This window comes from Streptococcus mutans (assembly GCF_006739205.1).
In the GTDB taxonomy this organism is placed as follows: domain Bacteria; phylum Bacillota; class Bacilli; order Lactobacillales; family Streptococcaceae; genus Streptococcus; species Streptococcus mutans.
In genome coordinates, this window is record NZ_AP019720.1 from 560,785 (window position 1) to 582,220 (window position 21,436).

22 protein-coding genes are annotated in these 21,436 nt (G+C 36.7%); 16 read left to right on the forward strand and 6 right to left on the reverse strand.

Annotated elements, in window-relative coordinates; translation table 11 throughout:
- Positions 1–90 precede the first annotated feature (90 nt).
- On the forward strand, positions 91–285 hold the full coding sequence (locus tag FNL60_RS03085) for a DUF3272 family protein (protein WP_002268266.1): 195 nt from the start codon (positions 91–93) through the stop codon (positions 283–285).
- On the opposite strand, the gene birA is transcribed toward FNL60_RS03085, so the two are convergent.
- Positions 266–1,201, reverse strand: a complete 936-nt coding sequence (gene birA / locus FNL60_RS03090) for a bifunctional biotin--[acetyl-CoA-carboxylase] ligase/biotin operon repressor BirA (RefSeq protein ID WP_002264979.1) — start codon at positions 1,199–1,201, stop codon at positions 266–268. The two genes, FNL60_RS03085 and birA, sit on opposite strands and share 20 nt — an antisense overlap.
- 280 nt (positions 1,202–1,481) lie before the next feature.
- Between birA and FNL60_RS03095 the strand changes: the two genes are divergently transcribed.
- The 5 genes from FNL60_RS03095 to FNL60_RS03115 are packed head-to-tail and all read left to right on the forward strand — an operon-like array spanning position 1,482 to position 2,847.
- Positions 1,482–1,769, forward strand: a complete 288-nt coding sequence (locus tag FNL60_RS03095) for a hypothetical protein (RefSeq protein WP_002280306.1) — start codon at positions 1,482–1,484, stop codon at positions 1,767–1,769.
- A 1-nt stretch (position 1,770) separates the two neighbouring features.
- On the forward strand, positions 1,771–2,007 hold the full coding sequence (locus FNL60_RS03100; RefSeq protein ID WP_231872043.1) for a hypothetical protein: 237 nt from the start codon (positions 1,771–1,773) through the stop codon (positions 2,005–2,007).
- Entirely contained in the window at positions 2,008–2,283 is a 276-nt protein-coding gene (locus FNL60_RS03105; protein ID WP_002280304.1) for a hypothetical protein, read from the forward strand.
- A gap of 2 nt (positions 2,284–2,285) precedes the next feature.
- Positions 2,286–2,579, forward strand: a complete 294-nt coding sequence (locus tag FNL60_RS03110; RefSeq protein ID WP_002280303.1) for a hypothetical protein — start codon at positions 2,286–2,288, stop codon at positions 2,577–2,579.
- 34 nt (positions 2,580–2,613) lie between these two features.
- Positions 2,614–2,847, forward strand: a complete 234-nt coding sequence (locus tag FNL60_RS03115; RefSeq protein WP_002280302.1) for a hypothetical protein — start codon at positions 2,614–2,616, stop codon at positions 2,845–2,847.
- A 3-nt stretch (positions 2,848–2,850) separates the two neighbouring features.
- On the opposite strand, the gene FNL60_RS10540 is transcribed toward FNL60_RS03115, so the two are convergent.
- Complete coding sequence (locus FNL60_RS10540) at positions 2,851–2,973, reverse strand: hypothetical protein (RefSeq protein ID WP_002280301.1); 123 nt, start codon at positions 2,971–2,973, stop codon at positions 2,851–2,853.
- A 216-nt stretch (positions 2,974–3,189) separates the two neighbouring features.
- On the opposite strand from FNL60_RS10540, the gene FNL60_RS03120 reads away from it, so the two are divergent.
- The 4 genes from FNL60_RS03120 to FNL60_RS03140 all read left to right on the forward strand — a co-directional run bounded on the left by FNL60_RS03120 (position 3,190) and on the right by FNL60_RS03140 (position 7,011).
- Complete coding sequence (locus FNL60_RS03120) at positions 3,190–3,711, forward strand: hypothetical protein (protein WP_002280300.1); 522 nt, start codon at positions 3,190–3,192, stop codon at positions 3,709–3,711.
- Between the two features lie 531 nt (positions 3,712–4,242).
- Positions 4,243–4,428, forward strand: a complete 186-nt coding sequence (locus FNL60_RS03130; protein WP_080007664.1) for a uracil permease — start codon at positions 4,243–4,245, stop codon at positions 4,426–4,428.
- The gene (gene metK / locus FNL60_RS03135) at positions 4,415–5,608 is read left to right on the forward strand and encodes a methionine adenosyltransferase (protein WP_002279959.1); all 1,194 of its coding nucleotides are present in this window, start codon (positions 4,415–4,417) and stop codon (positions 5,606–5,608) included. Before FNL60_RS03130 ends, metK begins: the two co-directional genes overlap by 14 nt.
- 143 nt (positions 5,609–5,751) lie before the next feature.
- On the forward strand, positions 5,752–7,011 hold the full coding sequence (locus FNL60_RS03140) for a UDP-N-acetylglucosamine 1-carboxyvinyltransferase (RefSeq protein WP_002279960.1): 1,260 nt from the start codon (positions 5,752–5,754) through the stop codon (positions 7,009–7,011).
- A 130-nt stretch (positions 7,012–7,141) separates the two neighbouring features.
- Here the strand turns inward: FNL60_RS03140 and FNL60_RS03145 are convergent, their stop codons facing one another.
- From FNL60_RS03145 to FNL60_RS03160, 4 genes are all read right to left on the reverse strand, one after another.
- Entirely contained in the window at positions 7,142–8,275 is a 1,134-nt protein-coding gene (locus FNL60_RS03145; protein ID WP_002262979.1) for an ABC transporter ATP-binding protein, read from the reverse strand.
- A gap of 24 nt (positions 8,276–8,299) precedes the next feature.
- Positions 8,300–9,136 carry a sugar ABC transporter permease gene (locus FNL60_RS03150; protein WP_002279961.1) on the reverse strand — a complete coding sequence of 279 codons (837 nt, stop codon included), beginning with the start codon at positions 9,134–9,136 and terminating at the stop codon, positions 8,300–8,302.
- Entirely contained in the window at positions 9,136–10,497 is a 1,362-nt protein-coding gene (locus FNL60_RS03155; RefSeq protein WP_002262977.1) for a carbohydrate ABC transporter permease, read from the reverse strand. The genes FNL60_RS03150 and FNL60_RS03155 overlap by 1 nt, the downstream gene beginning before the upstream one ends.
- A 76-nt stretch (positions 10,498–10,573) precedes the next feature.
- On the reverse strand, positions 10,574–11,821 hold the full coding sequence (locus FNL60_RS03160; protein ID WP_002279962.1) for an extracellular solute-binding protein: 1,248 nt from the start codon (positions 11,819–11,821) through the stop codon (positions 10,574–10,576).
- A 247-nt stretch (positions 11,822–12,068) separates the two neighbouring features.
- Here FNL60_RS03160 and FNL60_RS03165 point away from each other — a divergent pair, with 247 nt between their 5' ends.
- From FNL60_RS03165 to FNL60_RS03190, 6 genes are all read left to right on the forward strand, one after another.
- Positions 12,069–13,088 (forward strand): LacI family DNA-binding transcriptional regulator, encoded by a 1,020-nt coding sequence (locus FNL60_RS03165; protein WP_002266161.1) that lies wholly within the window; start codon positions 12,069–12,071, stop codon positions 13,086–13,088.
- A gap of 114 nt (positions 13,089–13,202) precedes the next feature.
- A complete protein-coding gene (gene malQ / locus FNL60_RS03170) occupies positions 13,203–14,732 on the forward strand; it encodes a 4-alpha-glucanotransferase (protein WP_002264847.1) in 1,530 nt (509 codons plus the stop codon).
- Positions 14,704–16,980, forward strand: coding sequence for a glycogen/starch/alpha-glucan phosphorylase (locus FNL60_RS03175; protein WP_002273865.1), 2,277 nt, complete (start codon positions 14,704–14,706; stop codon positions 16,978–16,980). The genes malQ and FNL60_RS03175 overlap by 29 nt, the downstream gene beginning before the upstream one ends.
- A gap of 271 nt (positions 16,981–17,251) precedes the next feature.
- A complete protein-coding gene (locus FNL60_RS03180) occupies positions 17,252–20,044 on the forward strand; it encodes a cation-translocating P-type ATPase (RefSeq protein WP_002279963.1) in 2,793 nt (930 codons plus the stop codon).
- 36 nt (positions 20,045–20,080) lie between these two features.
- Complete coding sequence (locus FNL60_RS03185) at positions 20,081–20,734, forward strand: potassium channel family protein (protein ID WP_002262971.1); 654 nt, start codon at positions 20,081–20,083, stop codon at positions 20,732–20,734.
- 13 nt (positions 20,735–20,747) lie between these two features.
- The gene (locus FNL60_RS03190; protein ID WP_002262970.1) at positions 20,748–21,407 is read left to right on the forward strand and encodes a potassium channel family protein; all 660 of its coding nucleotides are present in this window, start codon (positions 20,748–20,750) and stop codon (positions 21,405–21,407) included.
- The last annotated feature ends 29 nt before the right edge of the window (positions 21,408–21,436 follow it).

The window sequence follows — 21,436 nt, forward strand, 5'->3', positions numbered from 1 at the left end:
GAAAATTCCGATAGGGATTTTCTTTTAGATTATGTGACTTTTTAAAAGAAAATTTTAACATGAATTTTCTTTTTTTGGTACAATAATAATATGTTAAAACAAGACTTCATTATCATGCTGATAACGACTGTGACTGAAACCATTTTTTTTAATAATGCGATTTTTGAAGGTCAATTCTTTTGGGCTGGTTTTTGGGGGATTTTGCTCTTTCGCAGTCTGCGTAAGACTTATGTTATCAGCAAGTTTACCAAAGCCATCTTGTCGGCTACCAAGAAGAAAGACTAATTTCGCCACTGTTAAGAATTTTTTCCTGCCCATTTTCTAATTGCACGATGAGCTGTCCCGTATCTGTAATATCTGTCGCAATCCCCTTATAAGTCACATCATTTTCCACAAAGGTCACTTGTCTATCTAGGACGAGTGATTTTTCTTTGTAGACTTTTATCAGTTCGGACTTAGGAATATTAAAGAAAATATTCCAAATTTCAGAGATGAGCTGATTCCGCGTGATAGTAGGCTTTTCAGAAAAAATGCTGCTTGCCTTGCTCTGCAATTCCTCAGGAAAATCAGTAACATGAAAATTAATGCCCATACCAATGATAACATCGGTAATCAAGCCTGTCTCGATAGAAGAAACAGCCTCGGTCAAAATACCAGCCACCTTTTTACCATGCAAATAAATATCATTGACCCACTTGATGTCTGTTTCAATCCCAGTCAAGCGAGAGATGGCCTTAACCACACTGGTAGCAGCCATCAAAGTATAAGAAGGTAACTGCTTAAAAGGCAATTCAGGGTGAAGATGTATAGACATATAAATGCCTCCAGTTTCAGGAGTAAAAAACTGCCGACTAAAACGCCCCTTAGCAGCTGTCTGACTAGGCGCAAGATAAAGAGCAGGAGCGGGATCCCCTTTTTCAATACCTGCCTTAGCATCCAGCTGTGTCGAAGAACTCTTCTCATTGAAAAAGACCTTGATCCCAGTCATTTGCTCAATCTCATCCGGTAAAAAAAGATCGCCCGAAAGCAAGCGATATCCACGATTCTTAACCGATTCAATGACAAGCCCCTTACTTTCTAAAGTCTGAATCGCCTTCCAAACAGCTGTCCGAGAAATGCCCAAATCCTTACCCAGAACCTCACCTGTCACAAAATCATCCGCCTGCGAAAGTACCTGATAAATTTTCTCATATGTTTTCATAATCCCAACCTCAACCACAAATGAATTTCTTATTGTTATTGTAGCATAAAAAAGCAAGAAAAAAATGGAAAGAGAAACGCAATAAGACAAATGAGAAGTTTTAGTGGAGAAAGTATCAAGGACGATGGAAGAAGTAGAGGTAAAAATTAAAAGAAGAACGCCTTGAGCGAATATGTAAAAATAGCTAGATTGTAATATTTTTGTAACTTTTGAAATAGTGGTATAATAATAGGTGTAGATTATACCAAGCTAAAAACTAATAGATAATTGGAAGATATAAATGATAGTTGAAAAAAATGATTATATTGAACATGAAGTAAAGATTCAATTAATGGATTGTATTTTAGAACACAATCAAGAATATCAATGGTTTGTTGATTATGTAGAAAACAATTTTAATTTAGATGATGTTAGTTCTTGGTTGGAGTTTAATGCTAAATTTTTGAAGCTTAGGGATGTTTACTCAATTTTTATTAAGATATTTAATTTAAAGCCAAACTTAATTTCTGCGAAGACAGATTTGCTAACGGATTTATTAAAATTGCACAGTTCTTTATTGGGAAATTGACTTGGAAGCATGTTCTAATTCAATGATTACAAATTTTGGTAAAATTCTAACGGTTGTTGTTTTTACAACAAAACTAGAAAATGCTGACAATGGTACGGATAATAAAATTAACTTTGATTTATATCATTTTTTAGAAATGAAAATTAGAGAATTGGCACAATATCATTGGTATTTAGTCTTTAAATTAAATGTTTCTGATTTTATGTCTTATAAAGATCCGAGTTTCATATTAAGATAAATGATTAAAGATGTTTATGAGGAAACTGGAAGTTTTGAAAATATACCAGATATGCTTTTTATCTATCATTTCATGTACAATAGCAATTCTTTAAATATACGAAATGAATGTATTCATGGTAGAGATTATTTGTCAGGTGCTAATTTACGACTAGCTTTTAGAGTTACCCTATTGTCTATACTTATGCTTAATAGACGAATAAAAAAAGTAGGTGAAAATAAAAATTTTGAAGCTTTTTCTTTATCAGTTAATGAAGTGAAAAATAAGAGGAGATAAAAATGGAAGATATCTTAAAATCATTAGTTACGTTGGGTGGATTTGGATTTTTTAATTATAAAGTTTTATTTTCAATTACAGATTTTGATAGTGGAAGTAGTGCAGATAAACACTATTTCATTGCGTTTATGTCATCAATTAATTATTTTATATATTTAATAATCAATAGTTTTTGTAGTAGTACTGTTTTATCAATAATGGTTACTATATTAATATCTTTAGTTGTAACGTTAATTCTACCTTTAATTTTTAAAGTCTATTATTTATTTGTAAATTTTATGCGAAAAAAAAAATAATTTACCAAAACTTAGTAATGAAAAAATCAGTGATATGGTTTTTAATGAGGATAATACCAATTGCTTTATTTTTAATTTTGAAGGTCATCTTATTTCTAAAGGAGTTTTTGGGGGAATGAGTGGTGAAAATGAAGAATTTTCTTATATAATTTTTCCTTTTATAAAAGATAATGACGAAAGCACAATAAAAACTGAGGCTGAACTATTTGAATATTTAAATGATAAAAAAATTCAGACTAAGATTTATTTGAACTTTGAAAAAAAATAAAAATTATTTTTTTTCATCAGTAGTTTTAGGATATTTTACCTTATCTGGAACAGATTTAAGCTTACTTGTTTGACTATTTTTTACATCAGCAATATCTTTAGTTTTCCAATTGTTTAATTTCTTCATTTTTAACCTCATTCTAAATAAGTAGGGTAATCAATTCTTTGAGTATTTTATTTATGGCTTGTACATTATTTTTGATAATTTAATTATAAGTTTATTGTAACATAGAGTCAAGATGTTATATTTGTACATTTAATTATATTGGTTTTCATAAAACCAATATAATTAAATGTGATAACTATTGATGAGTACTAAAAGTTTGTAAAGGAGTTTTAGCAGGTGATTAATTTTTCAGATTTAATGACAACAATCATAGGAGCATTTATTGGTGGTTTATTTTCTATTTGGGTTGTAAGACTTCAATTGAAGTCAAGAGAAAAAGAAAAAGAAGCTGATCAAGCTTCTCAAATTGCAGCTTGGTTAACAGATATATCAAATTCAGATTATCAATCTGAGAATTATTTTATTAGATACAATTTAATTATTAATAACAATTCTAATTTACCTATATATAATGTTTTAGTCTTAGCGTTAAGTAATAAGAAATATCTTCACTTTCAGGACATTGAATACTGGGATTATAATCTTATCAATTATTATTCATTTTTAGTACCAGGGGAAAAAATAGATTCAATAAATACTTATGGGAGTGGTTTTGGTGAATACCCTGCGGTATCAATATTATTTACTGATAGTAACACGAGACATTGGTATCGTAATCAAATGGGGAAATTAACTCAGTTAAATTCCCAAGAATACGATAAGCTGGTTAAAAATTTAGGTTACAGACCACCACTCTAAAAAATTTTCCCCTCTTAAGTTTCTTTTAAGAAACTTATTCTATACTATAGTCATCCTAGCAATAGGAATCCTAAAACTTTTCTTTTTCATAAATCTCCTAAGAATCTCAGTCCATTTGGACTGGGATTTTTTTGCGGGTAGACTCGCTGCTAAAACTTCTATTAAAAATAGTTATAACTAGCTGGTTGGAAAAAATATAGTGATTTATGATTGATGGTAATTAAGCTATAAAATAGCAGGATACTAGCAGTATTAGCTCTAGAAAATTGAGTTGAGCCACTTAAAAAAATAAATTTAATGACTCTATTTAATAAAAACGTGGTACAATGGTAGAGTTAATGAGTCCCGAAAAGGCGGCTTTTGTGTTTAAAATACTTTTATTCTTTCTTGGCTTGTTGTGGTAACCTTAAATGCTAACTGTAACATGGCTGCTAGACTAAAAATATTTGATCAACACAAGGGGCATCTTCTTAAATGCGGATTGCTCGGAAAGTTTTCAACTTTCAGTCGGTTCTTTGTAACTCGCTTCAAATGACTGCATCTAAAGTTGCTAGTCATTTGACGGTAGCCGCTATTGGCGGTCTGCCTCAGCGCCTTACTAGTTTAACACTTGAAAGGGAAAGATTTCTTGTGTTTAGCAGGTTAGTAGGTCGCAAATTTCTCTTTTTTAGAGAAACATCTATTTTTAAAGGGGGGACATTTTATGTCAGAACGTAAACTTTTTACATCTGAATCGGTATCAGAAGGACATCCTGATAAGATTGCCGATCAGATTTCAGATGCTATTTTAGATGCTGTTTTGGTACAGGATCCAGACGCCCATGTAGCTGCTGAGACAGCTGTTTATACAGGTTCAGTTCATGTTTTTGGAGAAATCTCTACGATAGCCTATGTGGATATTAATCGTGTGGTGCGTGATACCATTGCTGAGATCGGCTATACGGATACTGCTTATGGCTTTTCGGCAGAAACAGTTGGAGTGCATCCGTCATTGGTGGAGCAATCGCCTGATATTGCTCAAGGTGTTAATGAAGCTCTTGAGGTTCGTGGCCATCATGAGCAAGATGATTTGGATTTGATCGGTGCAGGAGATCAAGGTCTCATGTTTGGCTTTGCCGTTGATGAGACGCCTGAACTGATGCCTTTGCCGATTTCTTTAGCCCATCGTTTGGTTAGAAAATTGGCAGAGCTGAGAAAGTCTGGAGAAATTGCCTATCTTCGTCCTGATGCTAAGAGTCAGGTAACAGTTGAGTATGATGAAAATGATAAGCCCGTTCGTGTGGATACGGTTGTTATTTCAACACAGCATGATCCCGAAGCAACGAATGAGCAAATTCATCGGGATGTGATTGAAAAAGTCATTAAAGCTGTTATTCCAGCTGAGTATCTTGATGCTAAGACCAAGTATCTCATCAATCCGACAGGCCGTTTTGTTATCGGCGGTCCTCAGGGAGATTCTGGCTTAACAGGCCGTAAGATTATTGTCGATACTTATGGTGGTTATGCCCGCCATGGCGGCGGTGCTTTTTCTGGTAAGGATGCAACTAAGGTTGACCGTTCAGCTTCTTATGCGGCGCGTTATATTGCTAAAAATATTGTAGCTGCAGGTTTGGCTAAGAAAGCAGAAGTGCAATTAGCTTATGCTATTGGGGTTGCTCAGCCTGTTTCTGTTCGTGTGGATACCTTTGGAACAGCGCTTGTTGCAGAAAGTAAACTGGAACAAGCAGTGCGTCAGGTTTTTGATTTGCGTCCAGCAGGTATTATTAAGATGCTTGATCTGAAACGTCCTATCTATCGTCAAACAGCAGCTTACGGTCATGTTGGGCGTACGGATATCGACTTACCTTGGGAAAAATTAGATAAAGTTGAGGAGCTGAAAAAGGCTGTCCAAGCATAAAAGGCGGATTTTCCGCTTTTTTTGTGTTTATAAATTTCATTATTTTATAATGATTCAGTTAGTTTGAAATGTTGTGTAATATATGATAAAATAACTTGGTTAAGATTCTATCGTTTAAGAAAAGTTAAGAAAGTTTTGTTTGCATGAGAAAAATTGTCATTAATGGTGGTAAGCCCTTAAAGGGGGAGGTTGCGGTCTCAGGAGCTAAAAACAGTGTTGTCGCTCTGATTCCAGCTATTATTTTAGCAGATGATATTGTCACACTTGATGGTGTGCCAGCTATCAGTGATGTTGATAGTTTAATTGACATTATGACTTTAATGGGAGCAAGTGTTGAGTGTGATGGTGACAGTCTTAAAATTGATCCACGCGGTGTAAAGGATATTCCCATGCCTTATGGCAAGATTAATAGTTTAAGAGCTTCATATTATTTTTACAGTAGTTTGCTGGGACGTTTTGGTCAGGCGGTCGTTGGTTTGCCCGGTGGCTGCGATTTGGGACCTCGTCCGATTGATTTGCATCTCAAGGCCTTTAAAGCAATGGGAGCAACGGTTTCCTATGAAGGAGAGGCTATGCGCCTTTCAACCGAAGGCAAGCCGCTTAAGGGGGCTCATATTTATATGGATACTGTCAGTGTTGGAGCAACGATTAATACGATGATAGCTGCTAGTAAGGCACAAGGACGTACCGTTATTGAGAATGCTGCGCGTGAGCCAGAAATTATTGATATTGCAACGCTTTTAAATAATATGGGAGCCCATATCCGCGGGGCAGGAACGGATATGATTATCATAGAAGGTGTTGAAAAACTTCATGGAACGCGTCATCAAGTCATTCCTGACCGCATTGAAGCTGGTTCTTACATTGCTTTGGCAGCTGCTGTTGGTGAAGGAATCAAGGTTACCAATGTGCTTTATGAACATTTGGAGAGTTTCATTTCAAAGCTGGAAGAAATGGGCGTGCGTATGACTATTGAAGAAGACAGTGTTTTTGTTGAAAAGCAGGACAAATTAAAGGCAGTTTCCATTAAGACTTCGCCTTATCCCGGTTTTGCGACTGATCTGCAGCAGCCCATAACACCGCTATTATTAACAGCTGTAGGCCGCGGAAAGATTCGTGATACTATCTATGAAAAACGGGTTAATCATGTGGCTGAATTGGCACGTATGGGAGCTAAGATTTCTGTCTTAGGCGGTCAAATTATCTATGAAGGGCCCAATAAATTAAGTGGAGCTCCTGTTAAAGCAACCGATTTACGTGCGGGAGCAGCACTTGTTACGGCAGGATTAATGGCAAAAGGTCAAACGGTTATTACGAATATTGAATTTATCTTGCGCGGTTATTCTGACATTATTCAAAAATTGAATCGTCTAGGTGCGGATATCGAAATTGTTGAAGAATAAGATCAACGGAGTCGATTACAACTATAAAACAGCCTATCAAGCTGATTAAAAACATTCAGCTTGATAGGCTGTTTTTTTAGTCCATCTCAAAACGAGACAGCATTTGTAACAGACACATAGGATTGTTTTATTAATTGATTCGTTTTTCAGTCTCTAAATCAAAGAAGTGTCCCTTAGCAATATTAAAGGTTAATTGTACTTTTTCTCCGGGACTGTGAGAGTCACGAGCATTGACGCGAGCTGTAAATTCAGTACTGCCAAATTTGACATATAACATGCTTTCGCTGCCTAAAAGTTCTGATACTAGTATGTCAGCTGTAACACTGGCATTTGGGAAAGTCTCGTGGACAATTTGATCACTTGAGATGTCTTCTGGTCGAATACCTAAAGTAACTTTTTTACCAAGATAACCTTTCTCCTCGAGAATTTTTTCCTGTCCCTGAGGAAGCGCAAGGCTTAGACCATCTTGGTTAACCAAACGCTCTTTTTCAACGGTCACTTCAAAGAAATTCATAGCGGGGCTTCCGATGAAGCCAGCAACAAATTTATTAGCAGGTTCATTGTAGAGTTCCTGTGGTGTTCCAATCTGCTCAATACGACCGATAGAGCCGGTTTTATCTGGGTTTGGAGTAGCGCTCATGATAACAATACGATCTGCTAAGGTCATGGCTTCTGTTTGGTCATGGGTAACATAGATAGTCGTTGCCCCAATGCGGCGGTGAATTTTAGCGATTTCGGCTCGCATGGCAACTCGAAGTTTGGCATCTAAATTTGACAAAGGTTCGTCCATTAAGAAGACCTTAGCATCTCGGACAATAGCACGTCCCATAGCAACCCGCTGCCGCTGTCCGCCAGAGAGGTCCGCAGGCTTTCTTTCAAGAAATTCTGTCAGTCCAAGAATTTCAGCAGCTTCGTGTACACGTTTATTAATATCATCTTTTTTGTATTTACGAAGTTTTAGGCCAAAAGCCATATTTTCATAAACGCTCATATGAGGATAAAGAGCATAATTTTGAAAAACCATAGCAATATCGCGATCTTTAGGAGAGGCATCATTCATGAGTTTATCATCAATATAAAGGTTGCCTTCTGTAATATCTTCCAGCCCAGCAATCATGCGAAGAGTGGTTGACTTTCCGCATCCTGAAGGACCGACAAAGACAATAAATTCTTTATCATGAATGTCAAGATTAAAATTTTCAACGGAATAATGCTTTGCATTGGGATATCTTTTGTAGATGTTATCAAGTTTTAAAGTTGTCATAATATCGTTTCCTTACTTTCTTTTTTATTTAACAGATCCGCCAGTAATGCCTTCAACGTAATACTTTTGCATGAAGATAAAAAGTATCGTGATTGGAATGGCGATCAGTACAGAACCTGCTGCAAAGGCCATGAACCAATTATTAATGGTATCAGCTTGAAGCATAGAGAAGAGTCCAATCGCTACGGTATATTTGCTGGTGGCATCTCCAAGAATAACCTGAGCAAAAATAAAGTCAATCCAAGGGGCAATAAATGCCAACAGGGCCGTATAAACGATGATGGGCTTAGATAGCGGCAGAGTGATTTTTAAGAAAATATCTTTACGCGTGGCCCCATCAATCATAGCTGATTCATCCAATGAATAAGGAATCGTATCAAAAAAGCCTTTAGCGATATAGAAAGTTAAGGCAGCTCCTGAAGAATAGACCAAAACAAGAGATGTTAATGTTTGGGTGAGATTGAGTGCTTTTAGAATGTAGTAAACTGCAATCATACTCATAAATCCCGGAAACATATTCAGAACAAGAGCTAATTTTAAAAAGCCGTTACGGTGTTTAAATTTAATACGGCTAAGCGAATAAGCCATTGCCACTGTGATAGAAGTTGACAGAACACAAGTGGCTGTTGAAACGATTAAGGTATTTAAAAACCAGCGACCAAATGGGAAAGAAGAATTGGTAAATAATTTAATATAATTATCTAAAGTCCACGTTTTTGGAATAATATAAGGAACATAAGCTGTGCCTTCACCGCGAAAACTCGTCAGTATAACCCAAACGATCGGAAATAGCCAAATGAAGGATAAGAGAATCAGTAAAGCATAGGTAGAGCCGATCTGAAGTTGTTTTTTTCTTTTCATTATTTAACAGCTCCTTCCTTGTATGATGCTGTATGCGTATAAGCTAAAAGACTGAAGATAGCTGAAATGGCAAAGATAAAGATACCAATAACGGAAGCTAAATTATAGTCTGCAGCATTCATTGTTAGTTTATAAAGCCAAGTGACCAATAAGTCTGTGCTGCCTGCTTGATAGAATTGTGAATTAGTTGGTCCGCCACCGGTTAAAAGGTAGATGACATTGAAATTATTGATATTTCCAATAAATTGCTGGATTAAAGATGGCATCATAATTAAAAGAATCTGCGGGAAAGTGATGGATTTAAAAATTTGGAACTTACTAGCGCCGTCAATTTCTGCAGCCTCAATTTGCTCACTCGGAAGATTCATGATAATTCCTGTTGCGACTAACATGGTAAAAGGTATACCAACCCACATATTAACGAAGATAATTGAAAATTTTGCCCAAGTAGGATCTGATAGAAATGGCAGAGAATGAGAAATCAGGCCAATTTTTTCTAGGAAAGCATTGAGCGGACCTTGATCATTAAGAAAATTTCTCATCAGCAAAAGTGAAATGAACTGCGGCACAGCAATGGTAATAACAAAGATAGTCCGCCACATTTTTTTCAATTTTAATCCCTTGGCATTGATGATAAGTGCCAAGATGACTCCAAAAAGAAAGTTTGTCACAGTTGCGAAAACAGCCCAGATAAGTGTCCAAGAAAGGACAGGGAAGAAGGTTCCAGCCATGCGGCCATTCAAAACATTACCAAAATTAGCCAACCCTACCCAATCAAAAAGGGATTTAGGCGGAAGATGATTGTGATCATAATTGGTAAAGGCCAGGCAAATCATATAAACGAGTGGCAAAATGGTAAAAAGAAGAACACCAATCAAAGGAATAAACATCAAAGTCATATGGAATCGGCCGTTTGCCAAAGTCATAAAATCTTCTTTGAAAGATGGAATGTGACGTCCTTCTTTTTTTAACATATAGAGATTTCTGGCACTTTTAAGATTACACCAATAAATGTAGGCAAAAACCAAACAAAAGATTAGTGAGGCTAATCCAAAAATGAGCATCAGCATCGAATTATCGCCTTCAACTGCCACCTGTAATTTAACGCCATCCACAATTTTTTCTTGCATCCCTTGTGTTTTAGTACCGAGAGTGAGTAAGCCTGAAAAAGCTGGAATAACCTGTGTGACAAAAGCAATTAGAAAAGCTATCTCACTTAATAGAAAGAGGAGGCCTTTTATGAATTGCTTATTCATCAAATTGGCAAATCCCATGATGACAAACGATAATTTGATATCTATCCCGCCCTTTTTAAAAGTTTCAAGTACAGATAACTGATCATGAGAAGATGACTGAATCATATTTATCTCCTTTACTTTATTATTAATTCAGTTAAAAGAATAAGTGAGAAGATTTAATCCCCTCACTTATGATGTTTTATTTAGCAGCTGCTAAATCTTTATCAAATTGTTTTAATTTAGCAAGGTAATCACTTTCTTTAATTTTACCATTGTAAGTATCACTAAGAATAGCTGCGCTTTCCGTCCAGAATGTTGACATTTGGTTGAGTTTAGGCATAACAACAGTATAATCTGAAGAAGATCCCATTTGGATAACAGCCTGTGCGAGTTCATGATTTTTGACTGTATCAGAGTTTTGAACGGTCTTATTAGATGGGATGATGTTGCGTCCTTTTGTCTTAAATTGATTTTCTTGGCTTTCAGCACTTGTTAAGTAAGAAGCTAATTTATAACTAGCAGCAATACGTTTGGTATTTCCTTTAGAAGGAGCTTGATTAACAGCGTAGAGTTTAACACCTAAGAAAGCTTTCTGTTGAACTTCTTGACCATTAATATTTATTGTTGGATAAACCGCAACACCGAGGTTGTTTTTGCCAACTGCCTTTTGTGCGGCTTCATAATCCCAAGGACCTGATTCAAAAGAAGCTACAGAACCATCACCAAATTTAGACATGACATTGTTATCGTCAAGATTGACAAAGCCAGCGTTACCTTTTTGACTGGCAATCCATTTCAAAACAGATACACCAGCATCATTTCCCCAGTTAGTTCCTTTGGCATCTTCGCCATTTTTACCAAAGAGTGTATCACCTACTGAATAGAAAAGTGGTGCAGTCGCATAGGCATTAACTTGTTTGAATTTTGCTCCGAAAGTTGCCTTGCTGGTAATAGTCTCATATGATGTGACATCATCAGCTGAGAGTTTTGATTTATTATAGTAAAGTACTTGAGACTCGATTCCAAAAGGAAAAGCATAAATCTTACCTTTGTACATAGCTCCTGTTGCAGCCTGCTGTGTTTCATTTTTATTTATTTCTTTTGAATATTTTTGAGGAATCTCTTGGATAACACCAGAGTCAACTAACTGGCCCAGCTGATCATGCGGCAGCGAGAAAACATCTGCAGCAGTACTAGGATCTTTTTTGATCTTTTCCTGAGCTTTTGGGTCTTCAGATTCAATAATCTTTACTTTATAGTTAGAATCCTTTTCAAATTTGTGAACAATACTTTGATAAGATTTCTTGGCTCCTGTTGGAACCCAAAGTTTAATGGTTTTGGGATCGGATGCACTTGATTTTGAATCCTTTGATCCACAGGCAACAAGAATACTGCTTGCAAGCATAAGGCCTGCACCGCCAACGACAATTTTTTGCCATGTTTTCATAGCGATTTCCTCCTGAAATTTCTTTGTAATTTTTGTTACAATAATATTATGCAATCGTTTGCGAAAATTGTCAAGTTTTTTTAAAATTTCATCAAGATATTAAATTACTTTATAAGGAAAGTCTCAAAGAAAGACTTTTTCTTCAATCTGGTTAATATCTGATTCTTAGAAAATATAAAAGGTTAACAATCTTGCAAGCAGAGCAGAACTGTTGTAAAATAGATTCATTAAAATAAAGGAAAAGTATATGGTTACTATTAAGGATGTTGCAAAAGAGGCAGGTGTGAATCCTTCTACTGTCAGTCGGGTTTTAAAAAACAGTTCCTCCATTTCGCAAAAAACGAAAGATAGGGTTCAACAGGCTATGACAGATTTAGGTTATGTGCCTAATTTAGCTGCTCAAATGCTGGCTAGTGGCTTGACTCACTGTGTCGGTGTTGTTTTCCCGCCTTTAACAAGTCCAGATCGTTTAAGCGAACCCTTTTTCATGGAAATATTGGCAGCTATTAATAATGAAGCAAGCCGTAATAAATTCACAGTTTCGATTGCGACCAGTAATACTTTGACGGATCTAAAAGATCAGGTACAGCTCATGTATCGGCAAGGGCGAGTGGATGGTTTTATCGTGCTTTACTCAGAAAGAAGGGATCCTGTACGTCAATATCTGATCAAAAATAAAATTCCTTTTGTCATTGTCGGTGCTCCAGTTGATTATAAAGATGAAACGACCTATGTTGATAATGATAACCAATTAATGGCTGAGACTGCTGTGACTTACCTCAATCAAAAAGGGCATAAGCAGATTTTATTTGTCACAAATGATCAAGAAAGTGATGTTTATATTGAGCGTTTTATCGGCTATCAAAAGGGAATGCAAGTATTAGGTTTACAGTCATATGACAGTGCTCTTTTTGATTCTAAACAAGCTAGCACGCTAGAAGCCTTTGTTAAAACTGTTCAGAAAAAAAAAATAACGGCTCTCCTTATTATTGGGGATGTCGTTTCTCTTCGGATTATTCAATTTTTATCTTATTATGGTATAGCTGTACCAGAAGATATGTCTATTGTGTCTTTTAATAATTCCAGTTATGCCACTATTTTGCATCCTTATTTAACAACATTTGATATTAATGTTAATCGTTTAGGAAGAGCGAGTCTGAATTGTTTGTTGGAAAAAGTGCAAAAGCGTCAATCAAAAGATCAGAAAGTAATCGTTCCTTTTACTTTGAAAAAACGTGAGAGTGTCCGTAATCTTAAAAAAAGTTAGAGATTAGAAGCTTAATTTCTAAGCTTTTTTTATTTTTTGAAAAAATTCTTGACTTATGCAAACGATTGCGTTATACTTTTTCTATGAATGATAATAAAAAAGCGAGGAGACTATATGGAAAAACGCGCAAGTGGTATCCTGATGCATATCAGTTCTCTACCGGGAAAATTTGGAATTGGTACTTTTGGGCAGGAAGCTTATGATTTTGTTGATTTCCTAAAAAAAACAGGTCAAACATATTGGCAGCTCTTACCCTTAACGACAACGAGTTATGGTGATTCTCCTTACCAATCTTTTTCTGCCGTTGCTGGTAATGTGAATTTTATTGATTTTAAGAAATTACAAGAAGCTGGCTTATTGGACGAGGATGACTATAATTCTGTTTCTTTTGGAGAAGACGAAGAAATTGTTGATTATGCTCTATTATTTAAAGTACGTCGGCCAATTTTGGAAAAGGCTGTTATCAATTTTCTGGCAGACAAGACTAATCTGAAAAAATTAGCTTTGTTTGAAGAAAAAAATGAAACTTGGCTTGATGACTATGCTGAATTTATGGCCATCAAGGAGCATTTTGGCAATAAGTCTTTGCAAGAGTGGGGCGATAAAAAGGCTATTCGCCGTGATGAGGAGCGTTTGGTACGTTATCGTCATTTGTTGGCCGATGAAATTAGCTACCATAAGGTTACACAGTACTTCTTCTTCGAACAATGGCTGGCGCTGAAAGCTTATGCTAATAAAAATAATATCAAAATTATTGGCGATATGCCTATCTATGTAGCTAAAGACAGTGTTGAAGTCTGGACTATGCCTGAACTCTTTAAGATGGATGATGACTTGCAGCCTTTGTCGGTTGCTGGCTGTCCGCCCGATGAATTTAGTGATGAGGGTCAGTTGTGGGGAAATCCTATTTATGATTGGAAAAAGCATCGAGAAACAGGTTTTGCTTGGTGGATTTATCGTATTCAAGAAAGTTTTAAGATCTATGATATCTTACGGATAGATCACTTTAAAGGTTTCTCAGATTATTGGGAAATTAAAGGTAATTCCAAAACTGCAAAAAATGGCAGCTGGCATCCAGGACCTGGTATTGCTCTCTTTAGGGCTGTTCAAAATGTTTTGGGCGATATGCCAATTATTGCAGAGGATTTGGGTTACGTAGATGATAGAGCCAGACAGCTTCTAAAAGAAACAGGTTTTCCAGGCATGAAAATTTTAGAATTTGGTTTCTATGATTTAAGCGGCCGCAGTGTTGATATTCCCCACCATTATGTTCAAAATAGTGTTGCTTATATTGGGACGCATGATAATGATGTTGTCAATGGTTGGTATGATCGTCTTACTGTTGAGCAAGAAGAATTTGTGGATGCTTATACTAATCGTAAGCCAATTGAGCCGGTTAATCAGGCTATGCTTAGACTGCTCTTTTCAACTGTCAGCAATACAGCTATTTTAACCATGCAGGATTTGCTCAATAAGCCAGCCAGCTCTAGAATGAATACCCCATCAACAATCGGCGGTAACTGGCAATGGCGGATGAGAGCAAAAGATTTAACACAAGATAAAATAAACTTTTTAAGTAAATTAACGAAACTTTATCAAAGAGGAAATGAAGAAAATGACACAAAAAACAAAACAATTCAGTAAGTATGTCCAAGAAAAAACCGGTCAAAATTTGGAACAATTAAGCAATGAAGCTATTTATGTTCAGCTTTTGCACTTTGTCAAAGAGGCTGCCAAAGACATGCCTAAAAATACGTCTAAACGTAAAGTATATTATATCTCTGCTGAGTTCCTGATTGGGAAATTACTGTCAAATAATCTGATAAATTTAGGTCTTTATAAGACCGTTAAGGATGAATTAGCTGCTGCTGGTAAGTCCATCAGCCAAGTAGAAGATGTGGAATTAGAACCATCACTTGGTAACGGTGGTTTGGGACGCTTAGCTTCTTGTTTTATTGATTCGATGGCAACGCTGGGTATTAATGGTGAAGGTGTTGGACTTAATTACCACTGCGGACTTTTTAAGCAAGTTTTTCGTGATAATCAGCAGGAAGCTGAACCCAATTACTGGATTGAAGATGATTCTTGGCTAGTGCCAACGGCTATTTCATATGATGTGCCTTTCCGTGATTTTACGCTTAAGTCAAAATTAGATCGTATTGATATTTTGGGCTATCACAAGGATAGTAAGAATTACTTAAATCTCTTTGATATTGATGGTCTTGATTATGGCTTGATTAAGGATGGTATTACTTTTGATAAGACTGAAATTAAGAAAAACCTGACTCTTTTCCTTTATCCTGATGATTCTGATAAAAATGGGGAATTGCTGCGTATTTATCAACAATATTTCATGGTTTCAAATGCAGCTCAGCTCTTGATTGACGAAGCGCTTGAGCGCGGTTCAAATCTGCATGACTTGGCTGATTATGCCTATGTGCAAATCAACGATACCCATCCATCAATGGTTATTCCAGAGCTTATCCGTCTCTTGAATGAAAAACATGGTTTAGATTTCTATGAAGCTGTAGATATTGTGAAAAATATGATTGGTTATACCAACCATACGATTTTAGCAGAAGCTCTTGAAAAATGGCCTTTGGAATATTTAAATGAAGTTGTCCCACATTTGGTAACCATTATTGAACATCTAGACCGTATCGTTCGCAGTCAGTATAAGGATGATGCTGTTCAAATTATCGATAGAGATGATCGGGTTCACATGGCTCACATGGATATTCATTTTTCAACCAGTGTTAACGGAGTTGCTGCTCTCCATACTGATATTTTGAAAAACAGTGAATTGAAACCCTTCTATGATATTTATCCTGAAAAATTCAATAACAAGACTAATGGGATCACTTTCCGTCGGTGGTTGGAATTTGCCAATCAAGACTTGGCAGCCTATATTAAAGAATTAATTGGTGAAGGTTATCTTGAAGATGCGACTGAGCTTGAAAAATTATTGGCTTTTGCGGATGACAAGACTGTTCATGAGCAGCTGGCAAAAATCAAATTTAACAATAAATTAGCTCTTAAACGCTATCTCAAGGAAAATAAGGGAATCAACCTTGATGAAAATTCTATCATTGATACGCAAATCAAGCGTTTCCATGAATATAAACGTCAGCAAATGAATGCTCTTTATGTTATTCATAAGTATCTTGAAATCAAAAAAGGCAATCTTCCAAAACGTAAAATTACTGTGATCTTTGGTGGTAAAGCAGCACCGGCTTATACCATTGCCCAAGACATTATTCATTTGATTCTTTGCTTATCAGAGCTTATCAATAATGATCCGGATGTTAGTCCTTACCTTAATGTCTTCCTTGTTGAAAATTATAATGTCACTGTGGCAGAAAAATTAATCCCTGCTACTGATATTTCGGAACAAATTTCTTTGGCTTCAAAAGAGGCTTCTGGTACAGGTAACATGAAATTCATGCTTAACGGTGCTTTAACACTGGGTACGATGGATGGTGCCAATGTGGAGATTGCTGAACTTGTCGGTTCAGATAATATCTACATTTTTGGTAAGGATTCAGATACCATTATTGATTTGTATGACAAGGGAACTTATGTTTCTAAGGATTATTATACTAATAATGCAGTCATTAAAGAAGCCGTTGATTTCATCGTTAGTAAGGATGTCCTTGCGTTAGGTAAAAAAGAACGTTTAGAACGTCTTTACCATGAGCTTATCAATAAAGATTGGTTCATGACACTGATTGACTTGAAAGAATACATTGCTAAGAAAGAAGAAATGTTAGCTGATTATGAGGACCAAAATGTATGGAATAAAAAGGTTATTCAAAACATCGCTAAAGCTGGTTTCTTCTCATCAGACAGAACAATCCAACAATACGATAAGGACATTTGGCATAGTTTGTAAAAAGAAATTTATAGAAGCTAAATGTTAGCCTCATCTCACTTAAAAAAGAAAAGCGATTGAATCTATTTCAGTTAAAATTTGGAATAGAAATTCAATCGTTTTTTTATAGAGAGACTGTAGATTTATAAGAATTAGAATGAAACCACTGCTATCCATTTTATGAAATGAATGAAAAATTTTAGCCTTTTTGAGTTACAACTTTTATAAAAAAGCTTATAATATAGGCAAGAAAGACTTGATCTTACATGTGAGGTCAAATGAGGTATATGTTATGAGTAGCACAGAACAAGAAACGATGCAGGGAATAGAAAAACTTGTATCTGATGATGTTTATGAAGCTGCACAAACCAGTTCAAATGGACTTGAGGCTTCTCAAGTTCAAAAGCGGCAAGAGTTATATGGTCTCAATCGGTTGAATGAAGTCAAGGGAGAGCCTGTTTGGCTGAAATTTATTAAAAATTTTACCAGTATGATGGCACTCTTGCTCTGGGCAGGCGGTGCAGTTGCCTTCTTTAGCGGGACAATTGAATTGGGGATTGCCATTTGGCTTGTTAATGTTATTAATGGTCTTTTCTCATTTTTCCAAGAGTATCGGGCCAGTCAGGCTACTGAAGCCTTGAAAAAGATGCTCCCTTCATACGCCAGAGTCATCCGTGATGGTAAGGAGAGTAAGATTTTAGCAGAAGAACTGGTTCCCGGAGATGTCATGCTGATTGAGGAAGGAGATGCCATTTCGGCAGATGGGCGTATTATCTTTTCTACTGATTTGCAGGTCAATCAGTCTGCTTTGACGGGTGAGTCCAATCCTGTTCGGAAAAATAATTATCCTGTTCTTGATTCAGACACGGAAAATTTGGAATTTAAAAATATGGTTTTTGCCGGAACTAGTGTATCAAATGGCAGTGCCAAAGTTGTGGTAACGAAAATCGCAATGGCAACCGAATTTGGTAAAATTGCTGATTTGACCCAATCAATGGAAGATGAAAAAAGTCCGCTGCAAAAGGAATTGGACTTATTAACTAAGCAGATTTCTTTGATTGCGGTAACTATTGGTATCTTTTTCTTGCTGGCTTCTGTTTTCTTTGTTAAACAACCTTTAGCCCAAGCCTTTATCTTTTCTCTGGGAATGATTGTCGCTTTTATCCCAGAAGGACTTTTGCCAACAGTTACTTTGTCCCTTGCCATGGCCGTTCAGAGAATGGCCAAGGAGCATGCCTTGGTTAAGAAATTATCTTCAGTAGAAACCTTGGGTGCGACCTCAGTCATTTGTTCTGATAAGACGGGAACCTTGACCCAAAATGAAATGACAGTCAACCATGTTTGGACTTTAAATCATGAATACGAAGTGACAGGTCAAGGTTATGCTTCTGATGGACATTTAGAAAGAAATAATCAGGAAGTTACAGTTGCCAATGAAGAGGGTTTAGAGTTCTTGCTGAGAGCAGCAGCACTTTGTTCCAATGCACGTGTTCTAGCACCTAGTGATGAAAATCCTCGTTATACGGTTCTAGGAGATCCAACAGAAGCCTGCTTAAATGTTGTGGCTGAAAAAGCAGGGATTGACTTAACTGAAAATGAAACTTGGGCACAAAGAGTGAGAGAATTACCGTTTGATTCCAGCCGTAAGCGAATGACGACTGTGCATCGACTAAAACAACCTGTAAATGGTTCGTCCTTCATTTCAATTACTAAAGGAGCTCCTAAAGAGACCTCTGAGCTTTGTAACAAGGTTTATGAGAATGGTCAGCTGAGAGATTTGACTGATACAGATCGGGAAGCTATTTTAGCGGCTAATGATGATTATGCGCGTCAAGGTTTGCGTGTTTTAGCAGTTGCCTATCGTAATCTAGAAGAAGTAGCTGACCTTCCCAAAGCCTTGTCTGACTATAGTCCAGAAGTCATTGAAGAGGATATGGTTTTTCAAGGTTTAGTGGTTATGGCAGATCCTCCGCGTGAAGAAGTGGCAGCGGCTGTTGAGTTATGCCGTAAGGCAAGCATTCGTATTGTCATGGTTACAGGAGATTATGGTTTAACAGCTGTCAGCATTGCCAAACGGATTGGTATTGTCCAAGGGGAAAATCCTCGTGTGGTTACTGGCCTAGAATTAAAAGATATGTCAGATGATGACTTGAAACAGGCCTTATCAGATGAAGTTGTCTTTGCCCGTGTAGCGCCCGAACAAAAATATCGTGTTGTTACCAATCTGCAAGCTTTGGGACATGTTGTTGCTGTAACAGGTGATGGTGTCAATGATGCCCCAGCCTTGAAAAAAGCTGATATTGGAGTGGCAATGGGGATTACAGGGACAGATGTTGCTAAGGAATCTGCGGATATGATTTTGACAGATGACAATTTTGCTTCTATTGTACGCGCTGTTGAAGAGGGGCGTGCTGTCTATACCAACATTCGGAAATTCCTGACTTATATCTTTAATAGTAATACCTCGGAGGCCGTGCCTTCTGCAGCTTTTCTTTTTTCAAAAGGAGGTATTCCTTTACCTTTAACCGTTATGCAGATTTTAGCGATTGACCTAGGAACGGATATGATTCCTGCCCTTGGTTTAGGCGTCGAAGAAGCTGAAGATGGGATTATGGAACGTCCCCCTCGGCGTCCAACAGACCGTCTGCTCAACAAAGGTTTATTGATAAAGGCCTTTATTTGGTATGGCCTTTTAGAAGCAGCTATTGCTATGGGAGCTTTCTTCTTTACTTATGCTATTGGCGGCGGTTTAAGTGGGCATTTGGCGTCATCAGGTCAGCTCTACCAGCAGGCAACAACAATGACTCTTGGTGCTATTATCTTTTGCCAGTTGGGAATGGTGATGAATACACGTACTGAAAAGGCCTCTATCTTTAAAGTGAAACTCTTTTCAAATAAGGTCATTAATTTTGGTATGATGTTTGAAATTTTCTTATTCTGTCTTTTAGCTTACCTACCATTTTTACATGGTCTCTTCAACACGGCGGCAATAGGTGTGTGGCATTGGGTCTATTTGATTCTCTGTCCAATTCCAGTTTTGTTTATTGAGGAAGCTCGTAAGGCTTATATGAGAAGAAAACACTAATTCATTGGTCTCATTGTTATCAAAAGGAGGGTAGCTATGAAAATTATTATTGTCGGATGTGGTCGTTTAGGTTCTGGTTTGGCTAATCAATTAAGTCAAGAAGAAAATGATGTTACGGTTATTACGATTGATGAAGACTATTTGGAAGCTTTAGATGATCATTTTACAGGTCAATCTTTGGTAGGAGTTGGCTTTGATAGAGAAATTTTAGTGAAAGCAGGTATTGAGCATGCAGATAGTTTAATTTCCTGTACAGATAGTGATGATACGAATGCTTTGGTGGCCCGTATTGCTAAAAAAATCTACAAAGTTCCTAAGGTCATTGCCAGATTATATGATTCCAGTAAAGTTGATTTATACAATGCGCTAGGCATTCAAGTTATTGCAACAACACAATGGGGTATTGAACGAACCAAGAACCTGCTGACCTTTAAGCATTTTGATTCTGTTTTGAGTCTGGGGAATGGACATTCTACTGTAGAGATTGTACGTTTTAATATTCCTCCTTTGTTGGATAAGAAGAAAATAGAAGAGGTTCTCCCTATCCATGAAGTGCGAGTCATAGCCTTAAGTCGAAAAAATGAGACGTTCATTCCTAATAGAGAAACACTACTGCACTCTCGAGATGTTATCCATTTAGCTGCATCTTCTGATACGGCTAATCAGTTGAGAGAACGCTTTATTTTCTGAGGAGGAAGAAGCTATGAAAATTATTATTATCGGTTGTGGCAAGGTTGGAGCTTATGTGGCTAAGCAATTATTGGATTCGCATCATCAAGTAACAATTATTGAGCGAGATCAAAAACGTTTTGAGCAAGTCCTTCAAATATTTTCCCAAGCTGAGGTCTTACATGGAGATGGGACCAGTCCTATTTTACTTGAAAAATGTTCTGTTGAAACAGCGAATGCCGTTGCTTATTTGACGGGAAAAGATGAAATCAATCTTGTAGGGTCAACCGTTGCTAAATTCAACTACGCAGTAGATCGAGTTGTTGCCCGTGTCAATAATCCTAAAAATGAATGGCTTTTTAATGCAGATATGGGGGTGGATAGTCGTGTTAGTCAGGCCAGCCTGCTAGCTAGTGTGATTATCAATGAAGTTAATATTGAAAGTACAGCAACACTACTTAAATTAAATGACGATGAAAATGCGATTGTTGAATTTGTTTTATCAAAAGGCGCTTCTGTTCATGGTAAGACTGTCAAAACAATTAATTTCCCAAGTGATGTTGTTTTGATATCTGTTCATCGTCAAGGACAAAATATTATTCCTAAAGGAGAGACTGTGTTATTGGAAGGGGATCACATTCTAGCTTATACTAACAGTCAAAATCAGGAAAAGCTGGCGCAGCTGTTCCGTTAGTTTTGCACTTTATAGATATTATTATAAAG

Coding starts and splice junctions, on each gene's coding strand:
- FNL60_RS03085 (WP_002268266.1), top strand. CDS start 91: ATGTTAAAACAAGACTTCATTATCATGCTGATAACGACTGTGACTGAA.
- birA (WP_002264979.1), bottom strand. CDS start 1,201: ATGAAAACATATGAGAAAATTTATCAGGTACTTTCGCAGGCGGATGAT.
- FNL60_RS03095 (WP_002280306.1), top strand. CDS start 1,482: ATGATAGTTGAAAAAAATGATTATATTGAACATGAAGTAAAGATTCAA.
- FNL60_RS03105 (WP_002280304.1), top strand. CDS start 2,008: ATGATTAAAGATGTTTATGAGGAAACTGGAAGTTTTGAAAATATACCA.
- FNL60_RS03110 (WP_002280303.1), top strand. CDS start 2,286: ATGGAAGATATCTTAAAATCATTAGTTACGTTGGGTGGATTTGGATTT.
- FNL60_RS03115 (WP_002280302.1), top strand. CDS start 2,614: ATGGTTTTTAATGAGGATAATACCAATTGCTTTATTTTTAATTTTGAA.
- FNL60_RS10540 (WP_002280301.1), bottom strand. CDS start 2,973: ATGAAGAAATTAAACAATTGGAAAACTAAAGATATTGCTGATGTAAAA.
- FNL60_RS03130 (WP_080007664.1), top strand. CDS start 4,243: ATGACTGCATCTAAAGTTGCTAGTCATTTGACGGTAGCCGCTATTGGC.
- metK (WP_002279959.1), top strand. CDS start 4,415: ATGTCAGAACGTAAACTTTTTACATCTGAATCGGTATCAGAAGGACAT.
- FNL60_RS03140 (WP_002279960.1), top strand. CDS start 5,752: ATGAGAAAAATTGTCATTAATGGTGGTAAGCCCTTAAAGGGGGAGGTT.
- FNL60_RS03145 (WP_002262979.1), bottom strand. CDS start 8,275: ATGACAACTTTAAAACTTGATAACATCTACAAAAGATATCCCAATGCA.
- FNL60_RS03150 (WP_002279961.1), bottom strand. CDS start 9,136: ATGAAAAGAAAAAAACAACTTCAGATCGGCTCTACCTATGCTTTACTG.
- FNL60_RS03155 (WP_002262977.1), bottom strand. CDS start 10,497: ATGATTCAGTCATCTTCTCATGATCAGTTATCTGTACTTGAAACTTTT.
- FNL60_RS03160 (WP_002279962.1), bottom strand. CDS start 11,821: ATGAAAACATGGCAAAAAATTGTCGTTGGCGGTGCAGGCCTTATGCTT.
- FNL60_RS03165 (WP_002266161.1), top strand. CDS start 12,069: ATGGTTACTATTAAGGATGTTGCAAAAGAGGCAGGTGTGAATCCTTCT.
- malQ (WP_002264847.1), top strand. CDS start 13,203: ATGGAAAAACGCGCAAGTGGTATCCTGATGCATATCAGTTCTCTACCG.
- FNL60_RS03175 (WP_002273865.1), top strand. CDS start 14,704: ATGACACAAAAAACAAAACAATTCAGTAAGTATGTCCAAGAAAAAACC.
- FNL60_RS03180 (WP_002279963.1), top strand. CDS start 17,252: ATGAGTAGCACAGAACAAGAAACGATGCAGGGAATAGAAAAACTTGTA.
- FNL60_RS03185 (WP_002262971.1), top strand. CDS start 20,081: ATGAAAATTATTATTGTCGGATGTGGTCGTTTAGGTTCTGGTTTGGCT.
- FNL60_RS03190 (WP_002262970.1), top strand. CDS start 20,748: ATGAAAATTATTATTATCGGTTGTGGCAAGGTTGGAGCTTATGTGGCT.